The organism is Aeromonas sp. QDB03 (assembly GCF_027707985.1).
GTDB classification, from domain to species: domain Bacteria; phylum Pseudomonadota; class Gammaproteobacteria; order Enterobacterales; family Aeromonadaceae; genus Aeromonas; species Aeromonas hydrophila.
On the sequence record NZ_JAPCJG010000002.1, the window covers coordinates 505,024 to 528,633 of the forward strand.

Sequence of the window (23,610 nt, forward strand, 5' to 3'; positions counted from 1 at the left end):
CCGCCGCCCTCGGGCGGCGGCGCGCTATCCGGCCAGCAGCTCTTGCAGTGCACTTATCAGGGCGTCGAGGCCTTTCTCTACTTTTGAGCGAGGGCAGCCAACGTTGAGGCGAAGATAGCCTTTTCCTTCGGCGCCGTAGGTGTCGCCGCGCATGATGGCGACCCGGTATTTCTCCACCAGCAAGGTTTGCAGCGCATCCATCCGCTCGGTGGTGTCGATGCCAAGGCCGCGCAGATCAATCCAGGCAAGATAGGTCCCCTCGGGCACCCGATAGTCGATGGCGGGGAAGGCGGCGTTGAGCCGCACCGCCACCTGGGTGAGGTTGCCGTGCAGATAGGATTTGAGCGCATCAAGCCAGGCGCCGCCGTCCCGATAGGCGCTGATATGGGCCAGCACCCCGAGAATGGGGGGCGATGAGAGGCCATGGGCCGCCTTGAGTCGCTGCAGATAGCCGGCCCGCGCCTCGGCCTTGGCAATAAAGGCGTAGGCGCCGCCAAGGGCCGGAATATTGAAGGATTTCGAACCCGAGCTCACCAGCGCCCAGCTCTCATCCTCTGCCACCTCGCTCCACGGCAGGTAGCGGGCAAAGCTCACATCCATATGGATGTCGTCCGAGATAACCTTGACTCCGTGGCGCTGGCAGATGGCGGCCATCCGGCCCAGCTCATCCCGCGTCCAGACCCGGCCGGTGGGGTTGTGGGGGCTGCACAGCAGCAGGATGCGGCAATCGAGGCGAGCGGCTTGCTGCTCGAAGCATTGCCAGTCGATCTGGTAACTCCCCTCTGTTTTTTTGAGCGGGCAAGGCAGCAGCACCCTGTCGTTGGCGGCCAGCATATTGCCGAAGGCGTCGTAGGCGGGGGTATGCACCAGCACACCTTCGCCGGGCTCAGACCAAAGGCTCACCAGCTGGGCGATGATGTAGATGACCGAGGGGCCGTAGACCAGAGTGTCAGGGTCGAGCTGCGCTCCGTAACGGCTGGCGAACCAGTCACTCACCGCCCCCTTGAAGTCGTCGTGATTCCAGCGGCTGTAGCCAAAGACCCCGTGCTCAAGGCGCTTGGCCAGGGCCGCGCGAATGCAGGGGGCTGTCTCGACATCCATGTCGGAGATGGTAAAGGGGAGCAGGTCGGCGTGGCCGAAGCGGTCGGCCACATAGTCCCACTGGGTGCAGTAGGTGCCGTGGCGATCGACGACGCGATCAAAATCAAAGAAGTCGGTATTGGGCATCTCTTTCTCACCAGTAAAACAGCAATGAACAAGGGGGCATGGCGCCCCCCGAGGTAGGGTAACAGGGGGCCGACTCAGGCCCCCATCAGGCTCTGCAGCTGGTTTTTCACCAGATGGACCTGGGGCCCGATCACCACCTGCAGGTTGTGCTCGTCGAGCTTGATCACCCCGATGGCGCCGTTCGCCTTCAATACCTTGTCATCGACCCGGCTCATGTCCTGCACCGACATCCGCAGGCGGGTGATGCAGTTATCGAGCGCCAGGATATTGTCGGCGCCACCCAGGGCGTTCAGGATCACCTCGCCGTTGTAACCACTGTTGCCGGCCTTCTTGCCCGCGGGCTGGGCAGCCTCGCTGGCTTCAATCTCGCGGCTCTCTTTTTCACGGCCAGGGGTTTTGAGGTTGAAGCGCACGATGGCAAAGCGAAACACCCCGTAGTAGATGGCAAACCAGATAGCGGCTGCGACCGGTACCAGATACCACTTGGTGGTGGTGCCCTGCAGCACGCCGAACACCAGAAAATCGATGAGGTTGCCGTCGGTGTTGCCGATGGTGACGCCGAGCAGCCCCATGGTCATAAAGCCGAGCCCGGTCAGGATGGCGTGAATGACGTAGAGCACCGGCGCCACGAACAGGAACAGGAACTCCAGCGGCTCCGTGATGCCACCGATGACGCAGGCCACCACACCGGAGACCAGCAGCGCCTTGATCTTGCCGCGATTTTCCGGGCGGGCGCAGTGATACATGGCGAGCGCCGCTCCCGGCAGGCCGCCGAGGAAGGCCGGCATTTTGCCCTGAGAGAGGAAAGAGGTGGCCGACACCGAGAACTGGGTGGTGTCGGCGCAGGAGAGCTCGGCGTAGAAGATGTTGAGCGCGCCGCTCACCTCGTTGCCGCACACCAGCGACGTGCCGCCCGCCTCGGTAAAGCGGATGAGCGCCACCAGTATGTGGTGCAGGCCGAGCGGCAGCAGCAGCCGCTCGCCGGTACCGAACAGGAAGGGGCCGAAGGGGCCGGCGTGGGAGATAAGCGTCCCGATGCCGTTGATGCCGGCGGCAAACCAGGGCCAGACCAGAGGCACCACCAGACCCACCACCCCCAGCACGATGGCGGTAATGATGGGCACGAAGCGGGCGCCGCCGAAGAAGGCGAGCGCATCGGGCATCTGGTAGGTGTAGAAACGGGCGTGCAACTTGGCGACGATCACCCCGACGATGATGGCCCCCAGAATACCGGTGTCGATAGAGCTGATGCCGAGGATGGATTTCACCCCGTAGGCCTTCTCCGCCGCCCCATCACCGATGACATTCGCCACGGTCAGGTAGAAGTTGATGGAGAGGTTGAGCGCCGCATAACCGACGAAACCGGCAAAGGCCGCCACCCCCTTCTCTTCGCGCGCCAGACCCAACGGAATGGCCACCGCGAACATCACCGGCAGGTAGATAAAGGCCACCAGCCCGACCTTGGTCATCCAGAGGAACAGCAGTTGCAGCACGGTATTGTCGAGGAAGGGCATGCTCTGCTTGACCGCATCGCTGGTGAGCGAGCTGCCGACACCGAGCAGAATGCCCGAGAAGGCCAGCAGGGCGACCGGCAGCATGAAGGTCTTGCCGAGGCTCTGCAGAAACTCCCAGATGGTGGATTTGGCGGGGGACTTGGCCATGTGTCAGATCCTTGTGAGGTGAGGGTCATTCGATACGCCTGCCCGGTAGCCTCCCTGACGGATGGCGACGGCGAGCCGTATCTGGTTTTGCTGGATGATAAAACGTTTTATCAGCTCACAAGTGCCTACAGGATCACAGTTCAACCGCCCCGCTGGACACTGTTCATCAAATTTGTGAGGCAGATCCATGAGCGCGGGATGTAACGTTTCACTCGGCAATCCAAGCGGGTATGCTGTGCACCTCGTCTCTTCGCCTTGATCGCCACCGCCTGCCTATGTCGCCCAAACCGCTGCTCGCCAACAACCCCAAGATCACCGACGTGGCCCGGCTGGCCGGGGTCTCGGTCACCACCGTCTCCATGGTGCTGCGCGGCAAGGGGCGTATCTCGCCGGCCACCGCCGAGCGGGTGCAGCAGGCGATAACAGAGCTCGACTACGTGCCCAACAGCGCCGCCGCCAACCTGCGCAGCCAACAGTCCAACCTGGTGGGGCTGATCCTGCGCGACATCACCGACCCCTTCTACACCGAGGTGACCGCCGGGGTGAGCGAGGTGCTGGAGCAGCAGGGCTATTTGCTGTTTCTGACCCAGTGTGGCCACAGCCCCGAGCGGTTGCAGCAGAGCATCCAGTCCCTGTCGCGCCAGGGGGTGGCGGGCATCATCTTCAACCCGGTGCGCGGTGCCGCCGCCAAGCCGCTGGAAAACCTGCTCGGCTCGGCGCTGCCGCTGGTGTGCGCCGCCCGCTCCTACTATCGGGACGACGTGGACTTTATCGGCCCGGACAACACCCACGCCGCCCAGCAGGCCACCACCTATCTCATCGAGCAGGGCCACCGCCATATCGCCTACGTCGGCGGGCGGGCGGATTCCCTCACCCGCGCCGAGCGCATCGGTGGCTACTGCGCCAGCCTGCTACAATACGGCCTCCCCTTCAAACCGGAGTGGGTACTGGAGTGCGAGCGCACCCAGCGCAGCGCCGCCGACACCATCGCCCAGCTGTTGCACCGGCACCCCAAGGTGACCGCCGTGCTCTGCCACTACCCGGAGGTAGCCCTCGGCGCCATCTACGGCGTCGAGGCGAGCGGGCGCAGCGTGGGCAAGGACAACTACGTCGGCCAGCAAGTTGCCCTGCTCGGCTTTGACGACGTGGCAGAGGCCGAGCTCACCTTCCCCGCTCTCACCTTCGTCAGCTCTCCGGCCCGCGACATCGGCCGCCAGGCCGCCCTGCGCCTGCTGACCCGATTGCAGCAACCCGAGCTCGCCCCCACCCGCCATCTCATCATCCCCAGCCTGCAAAAGCGGGCATCGGCCTGAGCTGGCTGGGTGGCAAGCGCCCCCTTCACTTTTCCTGCGCCTTGATCCAGCGTCGATAGCGGGCGTTGCCAAGCAGGGTCTGCCACTGCTGGCAGGCCAGCGCCAGGGCGGGAGCGATCTTGGGGCGGCTCGGCTGGCCGCGCCCCAGCCGCCGCAGCTGGTATTTCACCATCGCCATATAACCTACCGAGGCCAGCACCTTGTTGCGCCAGGGGATGGGCCTGAGCTCGGCACTTGCCGCCTGCTCACGGTGCCATCTGGCAGGCAGATCCGGGGCGATGGCCAGCGCAGTGGCCATGCCGGCGACCGCCACCCCGCTGCCGAGCACCTGCTCCACCACCGGGTAGCGGCGAATTCCCCCGGTCACCATCACGGGCATATGGGCAACAGAGACGATCTCCCGAGCGAACGCCAGAAAATAGGCCTCCCGCGCCAGAGTCCGACCATCGCGGGCCTGGCCGTGCATGGCGGGCGCCTCGTAACTGCCGCCGGAGAGCTCCACCAGATCCACCCCGAGCGGGTTGAGCATCTCCACCACCGCCTTTGCATCCTCGGTGCTGAAGCCGCCACGCTGAAAGTCGGCGGAGTTGAGCTTGACCGACAGTGCGAAGCCGCTGCCCGCCTGCTGGCGGATCCCTTCAACTATCTCCAGCAGCAAGCGGGTGCGATTCTCAAGGCTACCACCCCAACGATCGCGGCGCAGGTTGGTGAGTGGCGAGAGGAACTGGCTCAGCAGATAGCCGTGCGCGGCATGGATCTGTACCCCGTCAAAACCGACACGCTGTGCCAGCAGCGCCGTGTTGATGAAGCGCGCCTTCACCTCGGCAATGTCGGCCTCGCTCATGGCTCTGGGCGGAGAGAACTGCCTCGAGAAACTGCCGAGCGCCATGGGTACGGCGGAAGGGGCCAGGGTGGGCTTCCCCAGCGCCGCCGGCATCTGGCGACCGGGGTGGTTGATCTGCATCCAGGTCTGGGCGCCACCGCTCTTGGCCGCCTCGGCCCAGGCACTGAAACGCCCGGCCAGCGCCGGGGAGAGATAGTGGGAGTCGAGTACCACGCCCCCCGGCCCCGTCATGGCGTGGCCGTCCACCATCACATTGCCGGTGATGAGCAGGCCGGCGCCACCCTCTGCCCAGGTACGATAGAGCCGGATCAGCGCCTCTGAGGGGGCATGGTCATGGTCGGCCATGTTCTCTTCCATGGCCGCCTTGGCGAGGCGGTTGATAAGCTGGCTGCCATTGGGCAGGGTCAGGGGAGTAAATGGATTCATGGCGATCTCCTCATAGTGAGGGCCCCACCATAAGTTTGAAGCTGACTTGAAGGTCAAGCCCCTTTGTCGGGATGCCGTTGCGATAGGGGAAATGCTATCCACCCGACCCCCCTTGCTCAGGGCCGTTGACATTCAAGTCGGCTTTAATCTTAGAATCCCCCTTGATCCCGCCCTTCGTCCATGACAGTGGGCGGAGCCGCCAACCCACAGCCCAGGAGGCAAGATGAAGATCGGTGAACTGGCCAGACAGACCGGCATGGCGGCCTCGGCCATCCGTTTCTACGAAGCCAGAGGCCTGCTCAGCAAGGTACGGCGGGGTACCAACGGCTATCGCGACTACCCGCTCGAGACAGTACCCTTGCTGACCATCATCGGCCAGGCGCAGCAGGCAGGCTTCTCCCTCGACGAGATCAAGCAGCTGGTGCCGACGGATATCAGCACCTGGCAACATGCCCCGCTGCTGGCGGCGCTCAAGGCCAAGGTGAGCGACATCGAGGCGCTGGAGGCAAGGCTTGCCCACAGCAAGCAGCAATTGCAGGCCCTGATCCGGCTGGTGGAATCCAAACCCGACGAGATGCCGTGTGAAGAGAACGCCGCCCGGGTATTGGCCAGCATGGGTATCACGCCCCCGCGGCAATCCTGAGCCAAACCGCCCCCTCTCGCGCAGCCCATGACCGGCGGCAGCCCCTTGCTTAAGGCACATTGCCCCTTCAGCGGCGCCGGCACTATACCTAACAGTGCGAGGCCGGCGAGACCCCGCACAGGCATCTCTGCCCCGGCTTGCCGTCCGCGCAGGGAGGATCACGGCCCCGCCCGCCGTCTCTGCTGCAAGGTGAGCCATCATGTCATCACACCAACCCACCGGGGGCAAAAGCACCTCCCCACTGCCGCTGGAGAACTTCTCTCTGGTGCTGGGCGGCCCGCTCTACCAGCTGTGGAGCCGCGCCCATCTCGGCAATGTGTCATCCCACCTGAGGCTGCGCATCGTCACCCTGAGTGCCCTGTGCTGGCTGCCCTTGCTGCTGCTCAGCGCCTGGGAAGGCACCCTGCTTGAAGGGGTCGCCGTCCCTTTCCTGCTGGACATCGAGTCCCAGGCCCGCTTTCTGATCTGCGTGCCCCTGCTGGTCTTTGCCGAGCTGATCGTCCATCAGCGGATCCGGGGCATCATCGCCCAGTTTCTGGAGCGCCGGCTGGTGCCAGACGCTTCGCTGCCACGCTTCAATCAGGCCATAGGCAGCGCCATGGCATGGCGCAACTCGGTGGCCGTCGAGCTCGCCCTGCTGCTGTTTGTCTTCTCCAGCGGCTACTTCATTCGCACCAGCACCTTCGTACTCGATGCATCCACCTGGTACGTCACCCAGAGTGGCGGTCAGGATCAGCTCTCCTTCGCCGGCATCTGGTTTTTCTGGATCAGCATCCCCATCACCCAGTTTCTGGTGCTGCGCTGGCTCTACCGCATCCTGATCTGGAGCCGGCTGTTGTGGCAGCTCTCCTGCCTGCCCCTCGCGCTGATCCCGACCCATCCCGATCGCAATGCCGGCCTCGGCTTTCTCGGGGCCTCGGCCTATGCCTACTCGCCACTGTTGACCGCCTTCGGAGCCCAGCTGGCCGGTTATGTGGCCAACCGCATCCTGCACGATGGCGCCGTGCTCACCGCCTACAAGCCGGAAATTGCCCTGCTGGTGGTCGTGGGGCTGTTGCTGGTACTCGCCCCGCTCACCGTTTTCGCAGGTCAGATCATGCGCACCAAACGCCAGGGGATGCGTGAATACGGCGCCCTGGCGGCCGAATACACCCGCGATTTCGAGCGTCGCTGGCTGCGCAGTCAAGACCGGGATGGCGAAGCCCTGCTGGGCGCCGCCGACATCCAGTCCCTCGCCGATCTCGGCAATGCCTACGCTGTGGTCAAGGAGATCCGCCCCCTGCCCTTTAGCCGGGACACTTTTATGCAGCTCATCCTGGCCACCCTGGTCCCCTTCGTGCCGCTGCTGTTCACCCTGTTCCCGTTCGAGGTGATGCTGGATCGGGTGATCGGGATTATTTTCTAGAGGCCTGCCTTCACCATATGCGGGGACAAGCTCCCCGCATTCTCGACAACGCTCACATGTATGATCAATCGATGACGAGTCTTCTGGTCTGATTGAAACCAGCTTCTATATGATGGCGCCATGAGGAATGCAGGTGGCCACAGTGTCACCGCTGGCAAAAACATATGCCCCTCTCTTCGTAACCAGCCAGGGATCATGCAATGAGTGGATTGGATCGTCACGGCCAGCCATTGGCCAATTACAACGCGGCACGTAACCGCGACAAGCAGCTAAACAATCTGATGGGTATTTTGGATGGTATCGTGGCCGACAGCGCCATCGATGAGCAGGAGATGCTCTATCTGGACATCTGGCTCAAAGAGAGCGCCAGCCTCAACGGCTGGATCTTTTGTGAACTGCGGGAGATGGTGGCCGACGTCCTGCAAGACGGGCAATTGTGTGAAGCAGAGAAGCTGCACTTGATGAGCGCCCTTCCCCGCCTGATGGAAACCTATCGCCATCTACCCGGAGTCGACTTCTATTCAGAAGAGTCAGACAAGTTGTTACTCGAGGGACTCTGCCAGGGCTTGATGGGAGACCAAACGCTTTCTGATGATGAGATCCACTACCTGAACTGGTGGATGAAACAAAACAGCATGCTACGAGCCCACTATCCCGGTAAGCAGCTTTATCAGACCGTGGAGCGGATCCTTCAGGATGGCGTTATCACTGAAGAAGAGAGGGAAGAGTTGCAGCAACAATTGCTGCTGTTTGTCGGCAATCCTTTCGAGCAAGGGGTTGTCACGGGTATGGCGACCAAGCTGGCCATCAGCGATACCGAGATCGATACCTTGCATGGTTGCAGTGTCTGTTTTACCGGTATGTTTCTTTCCGGTACACGCCGGCAGTGCGAAGAGACAGCTCAGCAACTGGGGGCCACAGCACAGAGTTCTGTCACCCAGAAACTGGATTATCTTATCATCGGCGAGTTGAGCTCACGGGACTGGCGCTTCTCCTCATACGGCAGAAAAATCGAAAAGGCCATGCTGTTACAAGAGCAGGGGCATTCGGTGCGTATCGTCACCGAGGAGGCCTGGCTTGCCCATGCCAACACTCTGCACGAGTCGGCTTGAACCTTACATCACGGCGGGGGCTCACGCCCGCGCCTTGATAATTCATTCCTTCTGCTAGCCCACAGCATGCCAAAACGTGAGCCTGCTCACTGGGTTAGCAAGGAGAGATTGAGAGCCAAGTGGAGAGGAATATGATGGGCGCCCACTCTCTTCACGAGCCCCTATATGAGCAACCCGCACGACCAGAATCCACCGAGTGAAATCCATCGCTGTGACAAATGCCGGGAGCGCACCCGCCATATCGTGGTGCTGGTCGCCCGCGATCACACTCAGGACATCATGCCCAAGGATCCGCGCAAAGCCTTCTGGCAAGCCTTTACTTCCAGCAGCATCACCAACTGGGCGTTTGGTGAAACGCTGGCTTACCAGGCCACCCATGTAAAGCACCTGATCTGCGAGCGCTGCGGCGAGAAGTTTCTGGAATATTGATGCCCAGAGGGCGGTGCGCCCCGGACAGTCAGAGCGAGATAAAAGAGAGAAAGATGAAGTTTGTCGAGATGGACCCCGGTCAACTGCCGTTGGCACTGCTGCTAGAAGCAGATCCCGCAGAGCAGCGCATTGCAGCCTATCTGCCCGGCGCCTGGGGCTTTGCCGCCCTGGCGGGCAACGAGGTAGTGGGCGCCTGCGTGGCGGGTCTGGTGGGGGAGCAAACGGCCGAGATCTTCAATATCGCCGTTGCCCCCAACCGCCAGCAGCAAGGCATCGGATCCAGCCTGCTGCACTTCGTACTGACCAGCCTGGCCGAGAAAGGGGTATGCCGCGTCGAGCTCGGTACCGGCAGCTTCGGCCACCAGCTCACCTATTACCAGCGCCACGGCTTTCGCGTCGATGCCGTCGTCAAGGAGCACTTCCTTATCCACTACCCGGAGCCCCTGATGGAGCACGGCATCCAGCACAAGGATATGCTGCGGCTCTCGCTGATGCTGGAGCCCAATCCCCCGATCCATAGCGGCCAGTAACTCGTCGCTACCGGCAGGCGGCAGCCAATCAACCCTCTTCCTTATTAAGTAATTTGTTGATCTGAGGCTGATTTTGTTCAGCTTCCTGTTTTGCCACCCAATCACCTTGGTTAAGATGCCCACTTGGAAACCATTTATGCAAAGACACATCTGTGCGGCCGTTTCGCCATCCACCACATCGCCGGATGACCGCCGCAGGCTGGAGGCTGTAATCCACGGTCGGTAGCGTGGAATTTCGCTTCATTATTCAACTCAATTTAAGACGCTCCGAGACAGTAAATAAACGACGCAAGCAACACTTTACAAAAGTTCAAGTGGCAGGATAAATCAACATGAAATTACTTATCATCATCACAACTTTATTACTATGCTTATCCATCTCTGCAAAAGCAGACGCCACATTTATAATTGACGGAGTGAAAATAGACATTAAAAAAGAGGGTGAATGCTTTTACTTGATAACAGCAGGAAAAGAAAAGCAGCAACTTAAATGTATTGATGATAATTTAGAGTCTGATATTATTATACAGGATTTCAACTTTGATGGTTATAAGGAAATTGCCATTACCAATTATCTTGGAATGGTAAATAATGCTTTTTATGTATTCTTATATGACCATGTAAACACAGCATTTAAAGAGCTAAAAATTGCAGACTCGAAGACGCCAACATCTGCCTGTGGCGATCTCTACAACCTTGCAGTTCAATTAGATTCTCTTTCTTTAGTTAGCTCTTGCCGCTCCGGCCCTGTATGGTATTACGACACTTACCGATATAACGCCAAAGGTGAACTCTGGCTATATAAAACAACAGAGTATCAGATCCAAAACTCCGAGATTGATACTTTCCCTCTTTACGAGCACACATTTAATCAGAAGGGAGAGAAACTGGACACCGTTGCGATTGACTTTGATGGCAAGAAAATTCTTTGGCCAATCACATCCGAGAAAGCCTTTCTCTACTCATCACCTGAAAAAACATCAAAGACCAAAGCCTATCTTATTCATAACGACAAAGTAGAAATTCTCGAGCAGAAAGATGACTGGATTAAGATTCGGTTTGCCTCCAGAAAAGGCCCCCTTGTCCGCTGGCTCTATCTTCCAGAAGCAATAGCCAAAAGTTAACCTAGAACTTTTAATACCCAAGCGTACTTAGACATTCGCGTCATCAATTCGGTAGGGTGCAATAAGCGCAGCACATTGCACCCTACGGGGCCAATGCCTGTGGTTTCACTCGCGCGTTGTGGTGAGCTATCTGGCTCCAATGGCTCAATCCATTTCTCCACCTATTCCCTCGCCGGCCTCCCCTTACCAAGCCCCCCATCACCGCCATTTATGTGCGACAGCTCACACCCCGCGCCCTCTTTTTACCTCACAAATTTACAGTTTCACACCGCTTCCTGGCCGGATAACATCACCCTCCATCATAAAAGCACGTTGAAAGAATCAAAATCAAGATGCTGATTATTAAAGACAAAAAATCACTTTCCGATTCAATCCAGACCCATCTTTTCAGCTGGCCTGCTGTGCGATCGGGGTCACACTCGGGGCGACTCCGCACAAAAATCCAGTATTTCGCAGTTTTGTCCGATAGGTGTGATGCCTAGCGGGCGGGATAATAGTGGGGTCACTTTTGTCTGCATCTCCTGGGCAGTAGCCCAGGAAAAGATGCCAACAGGCTCCGGCCAGGAGCAGGGAGAACGCCATGATCACCACCCTTATCAACGAGCAGCTGATCGCGCTCGATTTAAAAGCCACGCGCAAGGAGGAGGTCTTCACCGAGATGACCCGCCTGCTCGCGGCGCAAGGCAAGGTCAGCGACGAGCAGCAGTTCATCAAGGACCTGTGGGCCCGGGAAGAGCTGGACAACACCGGCTTTGAAGAGGGCGTCGCCCTGCCCCACGCCAAGAGTGCGGCAGTAAGCACCCCGGCGGTGGCTATCGGCATCAGCCGCGCCGGTATCGAGTACGGCGCCGAGGATGGCAAGCCCTCCCGGCTGTTTTTTATGATTGCCTCCCCGGCCGGTGGCGCCAACCACCATATCGAGGTGCTGGCCGAGCTCTCCGCCAAGCTGATTGAAGAGGGCTTTATCGATGCCCTGCTGGCAGCCAAGACACCTACCGATGCGCTGGCGCTGCTGCTCGAGAAGAAAGAGCCGCAAGTGGCCACCCCGGCCGCCGACAAGGGGCTGATCATCGGCGTCACCGGCTGCCCGGCCGGCATCGCCCACACCTATCTGGCGGCAGAATCCCTGGAGCGCGCCGCCAAGGAGCTGGGCTTTGAGGTGAAAGTGGAGACCAACGGCTCCATTGGCGTCAAGAACAGCCCGACTGCGGCCGAGATTGCCCGTGCCAGCGCCATCGTGGTGGCCTGTGACAAGCAAGTGGACATGGCCCGCTTCAACGGCAAACCGCTCATCAAGACTGGCGTGAAGGCCCCCATCAAGGATGGCAAGGGCCTCATCGAGCAGGCGCTGAAGGCCCCCGCCTATGTGGCGGACAAGGATGAGCGCAAGAGCGAGGAGAAGAACTCAGGCGGCAGCTCGGATCTCTACCGTTATCTGATGAACGGCGTCTCCCACATGATCCCGTTTGTGGTCACGGGGGGTCTGCTGATCGCCCTGGCACTGGCCATCGGCGGCGATCCGACCCCGAGCGGCATGCAGATCCCGGCAGGGAGCATGTGGAACCAGATCCTCAACGTGGGTGTCGCCGCCTTCACCCTGATGATCCCCATTCTGGCGGGCTACATCGCCTACGCCATCGGTGACCGACCAGCCCTTGCTCCAGGCTTTATCGGCGGCTGGATCGCCAACAACGGCAGCTTCTACGGCGCCGATGCCGGTACCGGCTTTATCGGTGCCATCATCGCGGGCCTGTTGGTCGGTTATCTGGTGCGCTGGATTGCCACCCGCCACTACCACAAGATGGTGCAGCCGCTGGTGCCGATCCTGATCGCCCCCATCGTCGGGTCGCTCTTTATCGCTGCCGTCTTCATCTTCATCATCGGTGCCCCCATCGCCGACATGATGACGGGTCTGAACGCCATGCTGCTCTCCATGAGCGGCGGCAGCCTGGTGCTGCTGGGGATCGTGCTGGGCGGCATGGCCGGCTTTGACATGGGTGGCCCGGTCAACAAGGTGGCCTTCCTGTTCTCGGTGGGCATGATCGCCTCCGGCCAGACCCAGTTTATGGGCGCTATGGCCTGCGCCATCCCGGCCGCGCCGCTTGGCATGTCGCTGGCTACCGTACTGGGTCGCAAGCTCGGCATCTTCGACGCCACCGAGATTGAGGCGGGCAAAGCCGCCGGTGCCATGGGCCTGGTGGGTATCTCCGAAGGTGCGATTCCATTCGCCGCCCGTGATCCGCTCGCCGTCATCCCGGCCAACGTGCTGGGCAGCATGACCGCCGCCGTGATGGCCTTCCTGTTCGGCATCACCAACAGCGTCGCCCACGGTGGCCCCATCGTGGCCCTGCTCGGCGCCGTCAACAAGCCGCTGCTGGCCCTGCTCTGCATGATCTGCGGCGCCATCGTCACCGGCGTGGTGGCGGTTGCCCTGAAAAAACTGCGGGTCAAGAAGAGTGACGAGGTGACGCTGGCCAAGGCCGCCTGATCCCCGCCCAACCAAGCCGCCCCTGCTGGCGGTGACCAAACCGGACGAGGCCACCTGCGGGTGGCCTCGTCTTTTGTCGGGTTCGAGAGAGCCCGTTCACCTCTGCTGTACGACGCCGGCTTGTGATCCTCTTCACGCTTCGCGGCCGGATCCCGCCAAACTAGGAAATTTTCCTACCCCCCCTAGGGATGGCTCTCACGCCATTTGCAGCGCGCCTCATTAAAGTCACGCTACCTGATGTCGTTACCCGACCCGCGCCACGGCGCAAGGGACGGGCATGGGTTCAATCGACAGGGGCTCGCCGCGCACCGCGCCCGCTTCCTGTTGTTCTTTCCGTGGCGTGACCTCCAACACCAATCAAAAAGTGAGGAACGCGGCGGAAACAGCGTCTATCTCGCAGAGGATGAACGAAGATGTTTAAACTGCTCGAACAGGTCCGGGTCCCCACCCTGAACCTGCCGGTCGAAGCCCGGCGCAAGCTCTGGTTCAAACCGTTTATGCAATCCTATCTGGTTGTGTTCATCGGTTACCTGACCATGTATCTGATCCGCAAGAACTTCAACATTGCGCAGAACGACATGATCCAGGAGTACGGTCTCTCCATGACCGAGCTCGGCATGATCGGCCTTGGCTTCTCCATCACCTACGGGGTGGGCAAGACCATCGTCTCCTACTATGCCGATGGCAAGAACACCAAGCAGTTCCTGCCGCTGATGCTGATCCTCTCCTCCCTCTGCATGCTGGGCTTCAGTGCCAGCATGGGTGGCACGGGTTTCAGTCTCTACCTGATGATCTTCTTCTACGCGGCCAGCGGTTTCTTCCAGAGCTGCGGCGGCTCCTGCAGCTACTCCACCATCACCAAGTGGACACCCCGCAACAAGCGCGGCACCTATCTGGGCATGTGGAACCTCTCCCACAACGTGGGCGGGGCCGGTGCGGCCGGTGTGGCACTGTTCGGTGCCAACTACCTGTTCGATGGCAACGTGCTCGGCATGTTCATCTTCCCCTCCATCATCGCGCTGATCGTCGGCTTCATCGGCCTGCGCTTTGGTAGCGATTCGCCCGAAGCCTATGGCCTGGGCAAGGTGGAAGAGCTGTTTGACGAAGTGGCCAGCGAAGAAGATATCGCCACCGAAGAGCAGCAGCTGACCAAGTGGCAGATCTTCGTCAAGTACGTGCTGATGAACAAGGTGATCTGGCTGCTCTGCTTTGCCAACATCTTCCTCTACGTGGTGCGTATCGGTATCGACCAGTGGTCCACCGTCTACGCCCACCAGGAGCTCGGTTTCTCCAAGGAAGTAGCCATTCAGGGCTTTACCTTCTTCGAAGTGGGCGCCCTGGTCGGAACCCTGATGTGGGGTTACCTCTCAGATCTGGCCAACGGTCGCCGTGGTCTGGTGGCCTGCGTGGCGCTGGCGCTGATCATCGCCACCCTGGGCCTCTACCAGCACGCCACTACCCAGTTCATGTTCCTGGGCTCCCTGTTCCTGCTGGGCTTCCTGGTGTTCGGTCCGCAGCTGCTGATCGGCGTGGCCGCCGTGGGCTTCGTGCCCAAGCAGGGCATCAGCGTGGCCGATGGCGTCAAGGGCACCTTCGCCTACCTCATCGGTGACAGCTTCGCCAAACTGGGTCTGGGCATGATTGCCGACGGCACCCCCATCTTCGGCCTGACCGGCTGGACCGGCACCTTCGCGGCGCTGGACATGGCCGCCGCCGCCTGTCTGGTGCTGATGGCCTGCGTCGCGGTTGCCGAAGAGCGCAAGATCCGCCGCATCAAGCGGGAGCTGAAAGCTGCCACTTTGGCGACCCAGTCCGTCTGAACCAGCGCGAACTGAAAGCTGCCACCCTGGCGACCCAGTCCGCCTGATCCCCGGCATCCGCCCAAGCAGACCGGGCAGTCACTGCCCGGTCGCACGGTTTCACTTTGTAGTGTGCATTCGGCCCGCCCTCTGGCGGGCCGTTTTTTATCCCCTCTTTTCCCCACTTGTCCCTTTTGAGGCCGCAAAAGCGCTCACCCCTTGCCCATCCCTTCGACAGAGCGCAGTCGGGATCCCATTTTTGCCTCCGCCCCTTTGGCAAGGCCGCCCCTTGGCGCTATCTTGTTGCACCACCCGAATTTGCCGTGAGAGCCCATGAAGATCCTCGCCGTCACCGCCTGCCCCACCGGCATCGCCCACACCTACATGGCCGCCGAGGCGCTGCAAAAAGCCGCCGACAAGCTGGGGCTCAAGATCAAGGTCGAAACCCAGGGGGCCATGGGGCTGGAGAACATCCTCACCGCCCGCGACATCGCTGGCGCCGATCTGGTGCTGATCGCCTCCGATATCGAGATTGAGCAGAAGGATCGCTTCCTCGGCTGCCCTATCCACCAGGTCGCACTGGAGGCGGTGCTGCTCGATGCGGTGGCCGTGCTCAAGACCGCCGCCCCCGGCGTCTGAATGCTGATCCGCGAGATCTCCTTTCACTGCCGGCTGGGGCTCACCATCACCCAGGCCAAGCAGTTGAGTCGGCTGGCCGGGCTGTTCAAGTCCCATATCCAGTTCATCAACGTCACCCGCCGCCAGGCGGTTGAGGCGACCAACCAGCTCTCCCTGCTCACCCTGGCCACCCAGCCCGGCGATCTCTGTCTGCTGCTGATCGAGGGGCTGGATGCCGAGCTCGCCCACATGGCCTTCACCTGCTGGTGCGTGGAGCTGGGCCAGCCGCTGGGGCGCCCCGGCAGCGCCGCCCTGGCCGAGCTGCGCCTCGGCCAGGCGCTGCCCGACTATTGCTTCACCCTGGCTCAACTTGGCCATGCCACGGCGCCCCTCGACAAGGGCCAGGCACTGGCGGTGCTGGTAGATCTGCTGCCCGCCGCGCTGATAAGCGACAGGCCAGCGCTGGAGCAGGCCATCGCCGCGCGCGAGCAGCTGGCCGCCACCATCATCCGGCCCGGACTCGCCATGCCCCACGTCATCTGCCCCGCCATCAGCCGCCCCGCGCTCTCGCTGCTCAGCAGCAGCGAGCCCATCGAGTGGGGCTCCGTACTCGGGCCGGTGCAGACCCTGATTTTGCTGGCTGTGCCCACCGGCCTGGCTCCCGAGCGGTTGCGCCCCCTCACCCGGCTGGCCCGCGCACTGATGGACGAGCAGGTAGGCACCGCATTGCTGCACGCGAGCTCGGCCCCCGCCCGTCAGGCCATCGTCATCGACGGCCTGCTCGGCTGAGCGGCTGGCCTCCCGTCCCCGTCGTTCATGCCCGCGACAGCCCCCTGTGGTACACTCGCCCTTCCCCTGTTTTTGGTATGCATGCGATGAAATCAGCCCGTCCCCGCCTCTCCCTCTCCGCCCGCCCTGACACCGAGCACAAGGCCAAAGGGCCCGCCACTGCGCGCCCATCCCAACGCCGGGAGGCACAGCACGCCATGAGAGACAGGGAGGGCGAGCGCAAACCGGCCCCCGCCCCGGCCGATCGCAAGCTGCTGCTCTTGAACAAGCCCTACATGGTGCTCTGTCAGTTCACCGACGAGGCGGGCCGCGAGACCCTCAAGGATTACATCACCGAGCCCGGCATCTATGCCGCGGGCCGGCTAGACCGCGACAGCGAGGGGCTGTTGCTGCTCACCAACGACGGCAAGCTGCAGGCACGCCTTACCCAGCCGGGAGAGAAGACCCCCAAGACTTACTGGGTGCAGGTGGAAGGAGTGCCAAGCGAGGAGAAACTGGCTGCCCTGCGCGCCGGAGTGGAACTCAACGACGGCATGACCCTGCCCGCCGGGGCGCGCATCATGGAGGAACCTGCCGTGTGGCCACGCAACCCGCCCATTCGCGAGCGCAAGGAGATCCCCACCTGCTGGCTGGAGATCAAGATAGTGGAGGGGCGCAACCGCCAGGTGCGGCGGATGACCGCCCACATCGGTCACCCCACCTTGCGCCTTATCCGCTACGCCATCGGGGAGTGGACCCTCGATGGGCTGGCACCGGGGGAGAGCCGCGCCCTGCCCGCTCCCGAGCTGACAGCAGCCCCACGGCAACCTGCCACACAAGGCGGCAAAGCACGGACATCCGCCAAGCCGCAAGGGACAGGCAGCCACAGCGCACCACGAGCGGCTCGCCGTCCCCTGCATCAGGGCCAAGAGCAGGCACCCGGCCAAGGACGGGGCAGCCGCGAGGCCGAGCCACGCCCCGGCAATCGCAGCGGCGGACGCGGCACCGCCCGTCGCCCGGCCCGCAGCAAGCCGGTGGAATAACGTGCGCCGGCTAGCGGGCACACGTGCAGTCATATGAACAGCGCAGTTGAATCCAGCGCCCCGCCGGGGCACAGCCAACCAGACAAGGAGTCCCTTATGAGCGATCATCCCCCCCTGCCCGCCCGCCTCACCGTGGCCGCCCTGGTCCACTGGCGGGGTCGCTTTCTGCTGGTGGAAGAGGAGATCAAGGGCCAGCGCCGCTTCAACCAGCCCGCCGGCCATGTGGAGCCGGGGGAAGATCTCATTCAGGCGGCCTGCCGCGAGCTGAAGGAGGAGACCGGGCTCACCGCCGCTCCCACCGCCTGGCTCGGGGTCTATCTCTACAAGCCGGCGGACAGCGAGGCCACCTTTGTGCGCACCGCCGTCATCTTCGACCTTGAAAAGGCGCCGGGTCAGCACCATCCAGAGGATCCTGACGGCGACGTGCTGGCCTGCCACTGGCTCACCCTGGCGGAGCTCGCCGAGTGCAAACCGACCCTGCGCAGCCCCCTGGTGTGGCAGTGCATTCAGGACTATCTGGCCGGCACCAGGCTGCCGCTGTCGGCCCTCAAGGCCTTCATCTGAGAGCCTGCCCACGCTCTTACTGCGAGACCGTGATCAAGGCTCATGTGCTGCTCGGAATCCTCACGTATATCTATACGCTCCGGTTCCTGCGCTGCTCTTTACCTTGCTGACGGCCTCTCGTGACAGATCGTGAACAGGCTATGTGGGATCGTTTGGCGCCACTTTTTCATCATGGCGCCGACAAATAGAAAAACGATTTCCTGCTGCCGGGTTCCTGATGGGAACGGCGGCATGGATATGTGACCGGGGGCGCGAAATTCTGGTAGAATACGCCCCGTTTAAACGAACTGGTAACTTCGACTAATGACAGACAACAGCCAAATCAAGGTGATCGTCGGCATGTCCGGCGGCGTGGATTCTTCCGTCTCGGCCTACCTGCTCCAGCAGCAGGGCTATCAGGTCGAAGGCTTGTTCATGAAGAACTGGGAAGAAGACGACACGGACGAGTACTGCTCTGCCGCCCAGGATTTGGCTGATGCCAAGGCCGTCTGCGACAAGCTGGGGATGAAACTCCACACCATCAACTTCGCCGCCGAGTACTGGGACAACGTGTTCGAACACTTCCTCGAAGAGTACAAGGCCGGCCGTACGCCGAACCCGGATATCCTGTGCAACAAGGAGATCAAGTTCAAGGCGTTCTTGGAGTTTGCCGCCGAAGAGCTGGGGGCCACCTACATCGCCACCGGCCACTATGTGCGCCGTGACGACAGCACCGGCCGCCCCCGCCTGCTGCGCGGTCTGGATACCAACAAGGATCAGAGCTACTTCCTATACACCTTGAGCGAAGCTCAGGTGGGTCAGAGCCTGTTCCCAGTCGGCGACCTGGAAAAGCCGGAGGTGCGCCGCATCGCCGAGCAGCTGGATCTCATCACCGCCAAGAAGAAAGACTCTACCGGCATCTGCTTTATCGGTGAGCGCAAATTCAAGGACTTCCTGGCCAAGTTCCTCCCCGCCCAGCCCGGCCCCATCGAAACCGTCAATGGCAAGGTGATCGGCGAGCATCAGGGCCTGATGTATCACACCCTGGGCCAGCGCAAAGGGCTTGGCATCGGCGGGCGAAAAGATGCCACCGAAGAGGCCTGGTACGTGGTCGACAAAGAGGTGGAGCGCAACACCCTGGTGGTGGCGCAGGGCGAGCATCCCCGTCTCTACTCCGATGGCCTGATCGCCAGCCAGCTGCACTGGGTGGATCGCACCCCCATTCGCGCGCCGCGTCGCTGCACCGTCAAGACCCGCTATCGGCAGGAAGATATCCCCTGCCTGATCCAGCCCATCGACGATGAGACCATCCGGGTCATCTTCGATGAGAAACAGGCTGCGGTCACCCCGGGTCAGTCCGCCGTCTTCTACGACGGGGAAGTGTGTCTGGGCGGCGGCATCATCGAACAACGTTTCAGCCATCCGGTCTAAGGGCTGGGCGCTCACGAGCGTCCGCGCTGTACTCCCTTCTCCCCTCGCGGGAGAAGGGTTGGGGATGAGGGGGTAACCACCCTCACCCTGACCCTCTCCCTGAGGGAGAGGGGACAAAGACAAAACAGCACAAGGCAGCGATACATGATTGGCAACTTCCAGGCCGGATCATGGCATCGGCCGGTGAATGAACAGAACAGGGCTGTGAAGATATGAGCGACAAATTCCAAGACAGAACAATGGCCTTTGCCGGCATCTGCCAGGCCGCTTATCTGGTACAGAAGGTGGCCCGTGACGGCAGCTGCGACGAGGCGGCCCTGCGCGAGAGCCTCTCCAGCATTCTGGTGACCAACCCGAGCCAGCCGCTCGAGGTGTTCAACAACACCCATCTGGCCATTCGCGACGGCTACCGCGCACTGGTCGAGCAGCTGGGCGCCGACGGCAGCCAGAAGAATGCCGAGCTGACCCGCTACGTGGTGAGCCTGATCGCGCTGGAGCGCAAGCTGGCCAAGCGCAAAGACATCCTCAACATGCTGGGTGAGCGGATCAGCCAGATTGGCCGCCAGCAACAGCACTTCGATCTGCTCGACGAGCAGATCCTGGCCAACATGGCGAGCATCTACAGCGATCTCATCAGCCCGATCGGCCCCAGAATCCAGGTGGCGGGTACCCCGCTGTTCCTGCAGCAGCCGCTGGTGCAGCACAAGGTGCGCGCCCTGCTGCTGGCCGGCATCCGGGCCTGCGTGCTGTGGCGTCAGCTCGGCGGCAGCCGCACCCAGATCATCTTCGCTCGCAAGAAGATGGTGGAGCTGGCCAAACGTTACTAATCATCGGCTCGTGCGCGGGCCGAGGGACGACAGCAAGGCGGGCAGCCGCACATCCCCCTTGCTGACAACCCAGGCCCACGCGCGAGTGGATACGGATCCCCCACACCAATCATCAGGAGTTCACCCCATGGAGCTGTCCGCGCTGACTGCTGTTTCCCCGATTGACGGTCGTTATGGCGACAAGGCCGATGCCCTGCGCCCTATCTTCTCCGAATTCGGCCTGCTGCGTTTTCGCGTCGAAGTCGAGGTGCGCTGGTTGCAAAAACTGGCCAGCCACGCCGGGATCCCGGAAGTCCCAGCCCTGAGCGCGGCCGCCAGTGCCCTGCTCGACGGCATAGTCCAGAGCTTCAACGAGCAGGATGCCGCCCGCATCAAACAGATCGAGCGCACCACCAACCATGATGTGAAAGCGGTGGAGTACTTCCTCAAAGAGAAAGTCGAAGTGAACCCGGAGCTGGCCGCAGTCAGCGAGTTCATCCACTTCGCCTGCACCTCGGAAGATATCAACAACAACTCCCACGGCCTGATGCTGAAAACCGCCCGCGAAGAGGTCATCAAGCCTTATTGCGAGAAGCTGATTTCCGAACTCAAGCGTCTGGCTCACGAGTATCGTGACATGCCGCTGCTCTCCCGTACCCACGGTCAGCCGGCGACCCCGAGCACCATGGGCAAGGAGATGGCCAACGTCGCCTACCGGCTGGAGCGCCAGTACAAGCAGATCATGGCGGTGGAGATCCTCGGCAAGATCAACGGCGCGGTCGGCAACTACAACGCCCACATCAGCGCCTACCCGGATGTGGACTGGCACCAGTTCTCCGAGGAGTTCGTCACCTCCCTCGGCCTTTCCTGGAACCCCTACACCACCCAGATCGAGCCACACGACTACATCGCCGAGCTGTTCGATGCCATGGCACGCTTCAACACCATCCTGATCGACTTCGACCGCGATGTGTGGGGCTACATCTCCCTGGGGCACTTCAAGCAGCGCACCATCGCCGGCGAAATCGGCTCCTCCACCATGCCGCACAAGGTCAACCCCATCGACTTCGAGAACTCCGAAGGCAATCTGGGTCTGGCCAACGCCGTGTTCCAGCATCTGGCCTCCAAGCTGCCCATCTCCCGCTGGCAGCGTGATCTGACCGACTCGACCGTGCTGCGCAACCTGGGGGTGGCGGTCGGCTACTCCCTGATTGCCTATCAGGCGACCCTCAAGGGTATCTCCAAGCTGGAAGCCAACGACGCCGCCATGGCTGCCGATCTGGATGCCAACTGGGAAGTGCTGGCCGAGCCGATCCAGACCGTGATGCGCCGTTACGGCATCGAGAAGCCCTACGAGAAGCTCAAGGAGCTGACCCGTGGCCGCCGCGTCGACGCCGAAGGGATGCGTACCTTTATCGACACCCTGGAGTTGCCGGAAGCGGTCAAGGTCGAGCTGAAGAAGCTGACCCCGGCCAACTACATCGGCGACGCCCAGCGTCTGGTCGATCTGCTGAAATAAGCGGATAAGTGACACCACCGGGGCCCTGTGCATGATCTGCAACAGGGCCCCGGTTATTTTATGTGGCACCCTATACACCCTTTGCAAGAGGTCTTGCCCGAGGCCAGCCACCGCCTCCGGCAAGACCTCTCTTGACCTTTGTCGAACCCTTTGACGAGAAGACCTATGTACCAACTCAATCTGGATATCGCTCACTTCCTCGAGCACTACTGGCAGAAGCGCCCACTGCTCATCAAGGGCGGCTTCACCGACTTTCAGGATCCCATCAGCCCGGACGAGCTGGCGGGTCTGGCCATGGAAGAGGTGATTGAATCGCGCCTCGTCACCCGCTTCAACAACAAGTGGGAGGCGGCTCACGGCCCCTTCGAATCCTACGATCACCTAGGTGAAGAGAACTGGACCGTGCTGGTGCAGGCCTGCAACCATTGGGCCCCCGAGGTCAACGAGCTGGCAGTGCCGTTCCAGTTCATTCCGGGCTGGCGTTTTGACGACGTGATGGTGAGCTTCTCCACCCCTCACGGCGGGGTCGGTCCCCACATCGACAACTACGACGTGTTCATCACCCAGGGCCAGGGCAAGCGCCACTGGCGCGTCGGCGATGCCAAGCCCTTGAACGAGTTCGCCGCCCACGCGGCCCTGCTGCACTGCGAGCCGTTCGAGGCGATCATCGACGTCATCATGGAGCCGGGCGATATCCTCTACATCCCGCCTGGATTCCCCCACGAGGGCTACGCCATCGAGCCCTCCCTGAACTTCTCGGTAGGCTTCCGCGCGCCGGATGCCAAGGCGCTTATCTCCTCCTTTGCCGATCACCTGATCGACAACGAGGTGCGCACCGAGCGTTACGGCGATGCCGACCTCAAGCCCCGCGCCCGTCACGGCGAGATCCAGCCCCACGAGCTGCATCGCCTGCGCGAGCTGATGCAGCAGGCCCTCGATGACGAGACCCTGTTCAAGGAGTGGTTCGGCACCATGATCTCCGAGGCCAAGCACGATCTGGACGTCAACCCGGTGGAGCCAGACTACAGCGCCGAGGAAGTGGCCGACCTGCTGACCCAGGGCGAGCCCGCCATCAAGGTGCCGGGCCTGCGCACCGTCTGGTTCAGCGGTGAGAGCCAGCAGTGCTATATCGACGGCGAAGCCTGGACCCTGCCAAGCGAGGATGCGGCCGCCATTTCGCTCTTGTGCGACAAGGACATGGTCACCCAGGCCGACATGGCGGAGCTTGCCGATCAGGCCGGCTTCCTGCAACTGTTGACCCGGCTGGTCAACCGCGGCTACTGGTTCTTCAGCTGAGCTGACGGACAGAGATAAAAAAGGCGCCCGAGGGCGCCTTTTTCACAGATATAGACCATTCATGCCTCGACCGGCGCTTCGTCAGGCAGCTCGTCAAACAGCGGGTGGTAGAGTACTTCGCCCTGCATCCCGGTCAGGCCGCCTTCCTGCAGCTCCATCGCCATGAAGCAGTCGGCGGGCACCTCGTAGATGCAATGCAGGCCGAACTCGCTGGCGGGACGAAAACCGAAGCGGCTGTAATAGGTCGGGTCACCCAGCACCACCACCGCCTTCCAGTCCATCTCCAGCGCCGTGTCCAGCCCCTCGCGCACCAGATCCGACCCTATGCCCTGCCCCTGCCAATCGGGATGGACCGCCACGGGCGCAAGACCGAGCCAGGGCCCTTCCATGCCGTTAATGGTGATCGGGCTCAGCATCAGGTGCCCCATGAACTCGTACTCCTCCTCCTCGACCATGGTCACCACAGCGGCGCCACATTCGCGCAGGCGGTTGACCAGTTCGGCCTCGTCGGAACGGCCAAAGGCGGCGCTCACCAGGTCATAGACCGGCAGCATGTCGCCGGGGCGCTCGGTTCTCAGCATACAG

22 protein-coding genes are annotated in these 23,610 nt (G+C 61.7%); 17 read left to right on the plus strand and 5 right to left on the minus strand.

Going from position 1 to position 23,610, the window contains the following annotated elements; all coding sequences use genetic code 11:
- Positions 1–24 precede the first annotated feature (24 nt).
- Together PG900_RS07060 and malX are read right to left on the minus strand one after the other, a co-directional pair.
- A complete protein-coding gene (locus PG900_RS07060) occupies positions 25–1,227 on the minus strand; it encodes a MalY/PatB family protein (RefSeq protein ID WP_270831163.1) in 1,203 nt (400 codons plus the stop codon).
- Positions 1,228–1,301: 74 nt separating this feature from the next.
- Positions 1,302–2,888: a maltose/glucose-specific PTS transporter subunit IIBC gene (malX, locus tag PG900_RS07065; protein WP_270831164.1), complete on the minus strand. Its 1,587-nt coding sequence runs from the start codon at positions 2,886–2,888 to the stop codon at positions 1,302–1,304.
- Between the two features lie 275 nt (positions 2,889–3,163).
- On the opposite strand from malX, the gene PG900_RS07070 reads away from it, so the two are divergent.
- Positions 3,164–4,201, plus strand: a complete 1,038-nt coding sequence (locus PG900_RS07070) for a Mal regulon transcriptional regulator MalI (protein WP_270831165.1) — start codon at positions 3,164–3,166, stop codon at positions 4,199–4,201.
- Between the two features lie 25 nt (positions 4,202–4,226).
- Here PG900_RS07070 and PG900_RS07075 read toward each other — a convergent pair whose 3' ends face one another.
- Positions 4,227–5,471, minus strand: a complete 1,245-nt coding sequence (locus tag PG900_RS07075) for an NADH:flavin oxidoreductase/NADH oxidase family protein (protein ID WP_270831166.1) — start codon at positions 5,469–5,471, stop codon at positions 4,227–4,229.
- 223 nt (positions 5,472–5,694) lie between these two features.
- Here PG900_RS07075 and PG900_RS07080 point away from each other — a divergent pair, with 223 nt between their 5' ends.
- From PG900_RS07080 to PG900_RS07100, 5 genes are all read left to right on the plus strand, one after another.
- A complete protein-coding gene (locus tag PG900_RS07080; RefSeq protein ID WP_139706737.1) occupies positions 5,695–6,114 on the plus strand; it encodes a MerR family transcriptional regulator in 420 nt (139 codons plus the stop codon).
- Between the two features lie 199 nt (positions 6,115–6,313).
- On the plus strand, positions 6,314–7,519 hold the full coding sequence (locus PG900_RS07085) for a hypothetical protein (protein ID WP_139706739.1): 1,206 nt from the start codon (positions 6,314–6,316) through the stop codon (positions 7,517–7,519).
- A 200-nt stretch (positions 7,520–7,719) separates the two neighbouring features.
- A complete protein-coding gene (locus PG900_RS07090) occupies positions 7,720–8,631 on the plus strand; it encodes a BRCT domain-containing protein (RefSeq protein ID WP_270831167.1) in 912 nt (303 codons plus the stop codon).
- A 165-nt stretch (positions 8,632–8,796) separates the two neighbouring features.
- Positions 8,797–9,060, plus strand: coding sequence for a hypothetical protein (locus PG900_RS07095; protein WP_016350086.1), 264 nt, complete (start codon positions 8,797–8,799; stop codon positions 9,058–9,060).
- A gap of 53 nt (positions 9,061–9,113) precedes the next feature.
- A complete protein-coding gene (locus PG900_RS07100) occupies positions 9,114–9,590 on the plus strand; it encodes a GNAT family N-acetyltransferase (protein WP_270831168.1) in 477 nt (158 codons plus the stop codon).
- A gap of 28 nt (positions 9,591–9,618) precedes the next feature.
- Here the strand turns inward: PG900_RS07100 and PG900_RS07105 are convergent, their stop codons facing one another.
- Positions 9,619–9,834 (minus strand): hypothetical protein, encoded by a 216-nt coding sequence (locus tag PG900_RS07105; protein WP_270831169.1) that lies wholly within the window; start codon positions 9,832–9,834, stop codon positions 9,619–9,621.
- An 88-nt stretch (positions 9,835–9,922) separates the two neighbouring features.
- On the opposite strand from PG900_RS07105, the gene PG900_RS07110 reads away from it, so the two are divergent.
- The 11 genes from PG900_RS07110 (at position 9,923) to PG900_RS07160 (ending at position 23,025) form a co-directional block, all read left to right on the plus strand.
- On the plus strand, positions 9,923–10,714 hold the full coding sequence (locus tag PG900_RS07110) for an XAC2610-related protein (RefSeq protein ID WP_270831170.1): 792 nt from the start codon (positions 9,923–9,925) through the stop codon (positions 10,712–10,714).
- Positions 10,715–11,294: 580 nt separating this feature from the next.
- A complete protein-coding gene (locus PG900_RS07115; protein WP_270831171.1) occupies positions 11,295–13,202 on the plus strand; it encodes a PTS fructose transporter subunit IIABC in 1,908 nt (635 codons plus the stop codon).
- A gap of 413 nt (positions 13,203–13,615) precedes the next feature.
- The gene (gene uhpT / locus PG900_RS07120; protein WP_043159854.1) at positions 13,616–15,022 is read left to right on the plus strand and encodes a hexose-6-phosphate:phosphate antiporter; all 1,407 of its coding nucleotides are present in this window, start codon (positions 13,616–13,618) and stop codon (positions 15,020–15,022) included.
- A gap of 312 nt (positions 15,023–15,334) precedes the next feature.
- A complete protein-coding gene (locus PG900_RS07125) occupies positions 15,335–15,640 on the plus strand; it encodes a PTS fructose transporter subunit IIB (RefSeq protein ID WP_017409976.1) in 306 nt (101 codons plus the stop codon).
- On the plus strand, positions 15,641–16,408 hold the full coding sequence (locus tag PG900_RS07130; RefSeq protein WP_270831172.1) for a PTS sugar transporter subunit IIA: 768 nt from the start codon (positions 15,641–15,643) through the stop codon (positions 16,406–16,408).
- A gap of 77 nt (positions 16,409–16,485) precedes the next feature.
- Entirely contained in the window at positions 16,486–17,430 is a 945-nt protein-coding gene (locus tag PG900_RS07135; protein ID WP_270831173.1) for a pseudouridine synthase, read from the plus strand.
- 96 nt (positions 17,431–17,526) lie between these two features.
- On the plus strand, positions 17,527–17,994 hold the full coding sequence (locus PG900_RS07140; protein WP_270831174.1) for an NUDIX hydrolase: 468 nt from the start codon (positions 17,527–17,529) through the stop codon (positions 17,992–17,994).
- Between the two features lie 303 nt (positions 17,995–18,297).
- The gene (gene mnmA, locus PG900_RS07145; RefSeq protein WP_270831175.1) at positions 18,298–19,404 is read left to right on the plus strand and encodes a tRNA 2-thiouridine(34) synthase MnmA; all 1,107 of its coding nucleotides are present in this window, start codon (positions 18,298–18,300) and stop codon (positions 19,402–19,404) included.
- Between the two features lie 212 nt (positions 19,405–19,616).
- Positions 19,617–20,231, plus strand: a complete 615-nt coding sequence (gene hflD, locus PG900_RS07150) for a high frequency lysogenization protein HflD (RefSeq protein WP_005334622.1) — start codon at positions 19,617–19,619, stop codon at positions 20,229–20,231.
- Positions 20,232–20,358: 127 nt separating this feature from the next.
- Positions 20,359–21,729: an adenylosuccinate lyase gene (purB, locus tag PG900_RS07155; RefSeq protein ID WP_060388887.1), complete on the plus strand. Its 1,371-nt coding sequence runs from the start codon at positions 20,359–20,361 to the stop codon at positions 21,727–21,729.
- A 165-nt stretch (positions 21,730–21,894) separates the two neighbouring features.
- Positions 21,895–23,025: a ribosomal protein uL16 3-hydroxylase gene (locus PG900_RS07160; RefSeq protein ID WP_270831176.1), complete on the plus strand. Its 1,131-nt coding sequence runs from the start codon at positions 21,895–21,897 to the stop codon at positions 23,023–23,025.
- A 59-nt stretch (positions 23,026–23,084) separates the two neighbouring features.
- On the opposite strand, the gene PG900_RS07165 is transcribed toward PG900_RS07160, so the two are convergent.
- Entirely contained in the window at positions 23,085–23,606 is a 522-nt protein-coding gene (locus PG900_RS07165) for a GNAT family N-acetyltransferase (RefSeq protein ID WP_270831177.1), read from the minus strand.
- Positions 23,607–23,610: the final 4 nt, after the last annotated feature.

Coding starts and splice junctions, on each gene's coding strand:
- PG900_RS07060 (WP_270831163.1), bottom strand. CDS start 1,227: ATGCCCAATACCGACTTCTTTGATTTTGATCGCGTCGTCGATCGCCAC.
- malX (WP_270831164.1), bottom strand. CDS start 2,888: ATGGCCAAGTCCCCCGCCAAATCCACCATCTGGGAGTTTCTGCAGAGC.
- PG900_RS07070 (WP_270831165.1), top strand. CDS start 3,164: ATGTCGCCCAAACCGCTGCTCGCCAACAACCCCAAGATCACCGACGTG.
- PG900_RS07075 (WP_270831166.1), bottom strand. CDS start 5,471: ATGAATCCATTTACTCCCCTGACCCTGCCCAATGGCAGCCAGCTTATC.
- PG900_RS07080 (WP_139706737.1), top strand. CDS start 5,695: ATGAAGATCGGTGAACTGGCCAGACAGACCGGCATGGCGGCCTCGGCC.
- PG900_RS07085 (WP_139706739.1), top strand. CDS start 6,314: ATGTCATCACACCAACCCACCGGGGGCAAAAGCACCTCCCCACTGCCG.
- PG900_RS07090 (WP_270831167.1), top strand. CDS start 7,720: ATGAGTGGATTGGATCGTCACGGCCAGCCATTGGCCAATTACAACGCG.
- PG900_RS07095 (WP_016350086.1), top strand. CDS start 8,797: ATGAGCAACCCGCACGACCAGAATCCACCGAGTGAAATCCATCGCTGT.
- PG900_RS07100 (WP_270831168.1), top strand. CDS start 9,114: ATGAAGTTTGTCGAGATGGACCCCGGTCAACTGCCGTTGGCACTGCTG.
- PG900_RS07105 (WP_270831169.1), bottom strand. CDS start 9,834: ATGAAGCGAAATTCCACGCTACCGACCGTGGATTACAGCCTCCAGCCT.
- PG900_RS07110 (WP_270831170.1), top strand. CDS start 9,923: ATGAAATTACTTATCATCATCACAACTTTATTACTATGCTTATCCATC.
- PG900_RS07115 (WP_270831171.1), top strand. CDS start 11,295: ATGATCACCACCCTTATCAACGAGCAGCTGATCGCGCTCGATTTAAAA.
- uhpT (WP_043159854.1), top strand. CDS start 13,616: ATGTTTAAACTGCTCGAACAGGTCCGGGTCCCCACCCTGAACCTGCCG.
- PG900_RS07125 (WP_017409976.1), top strand. CDS start 15,335: ATGAAGATCCTCGCCGTCACCGCCTGCCCCACCGGCATCGCCCACACC.
- PG900_RS07130 (WP_270831172.1), top strand. CDS start 15,641: ATGCTGATCCGCGAGATCTCCTTTCACTGCCGGCTGGGGCTCACCATC.
- PG900_RS07135 (WP_270831173.1), top strand. CDS start 16,486: ATGCATGCGATGAAATCAGCCCGTCCCCGCCTCTCCCTCTCCGCCCGC.
- PG900_RS07140 (WP_270831174.1), top strand. CDS start 17,527: ATGAGCGATCATCCCCCCCTGCCCGCCCGCCTCACCGTGGCCGCCCTG.
- mnmA (WP_270831175.1), top strand. CDS start 18,298: ATGACAGACAACAGCCAAATCAAGGTGATCGTCGGCATGTCCGGCGGC.
- hflD (WP_005334622.1), top strand. CDS start 19,617: ATGAGCGACAAATTCCAAGACAGAACAATGGCCTTTGCCGGCATCTGC.
- purB (WP_060388887.1), top strand. CDS start 20,359: ATGGAGCTGTCCGCGCTGACTGCTGTTTCCCCGATTGACGGTCGTTAT.
- PG900_RS07160 (WP_270831176.1), top strand. CDS start 21,895: ATGTACCAACTCAATCTGGATATCGCTCACTTCCTCGAGCACTACTGG.
- PG900_RS07165 (WP_270831177.1), bottom strand. CDS start 23,606: ATGCTGAGAACCGAGCGCCCCGGCGACATGCTGCCGGTCTATGACCTG.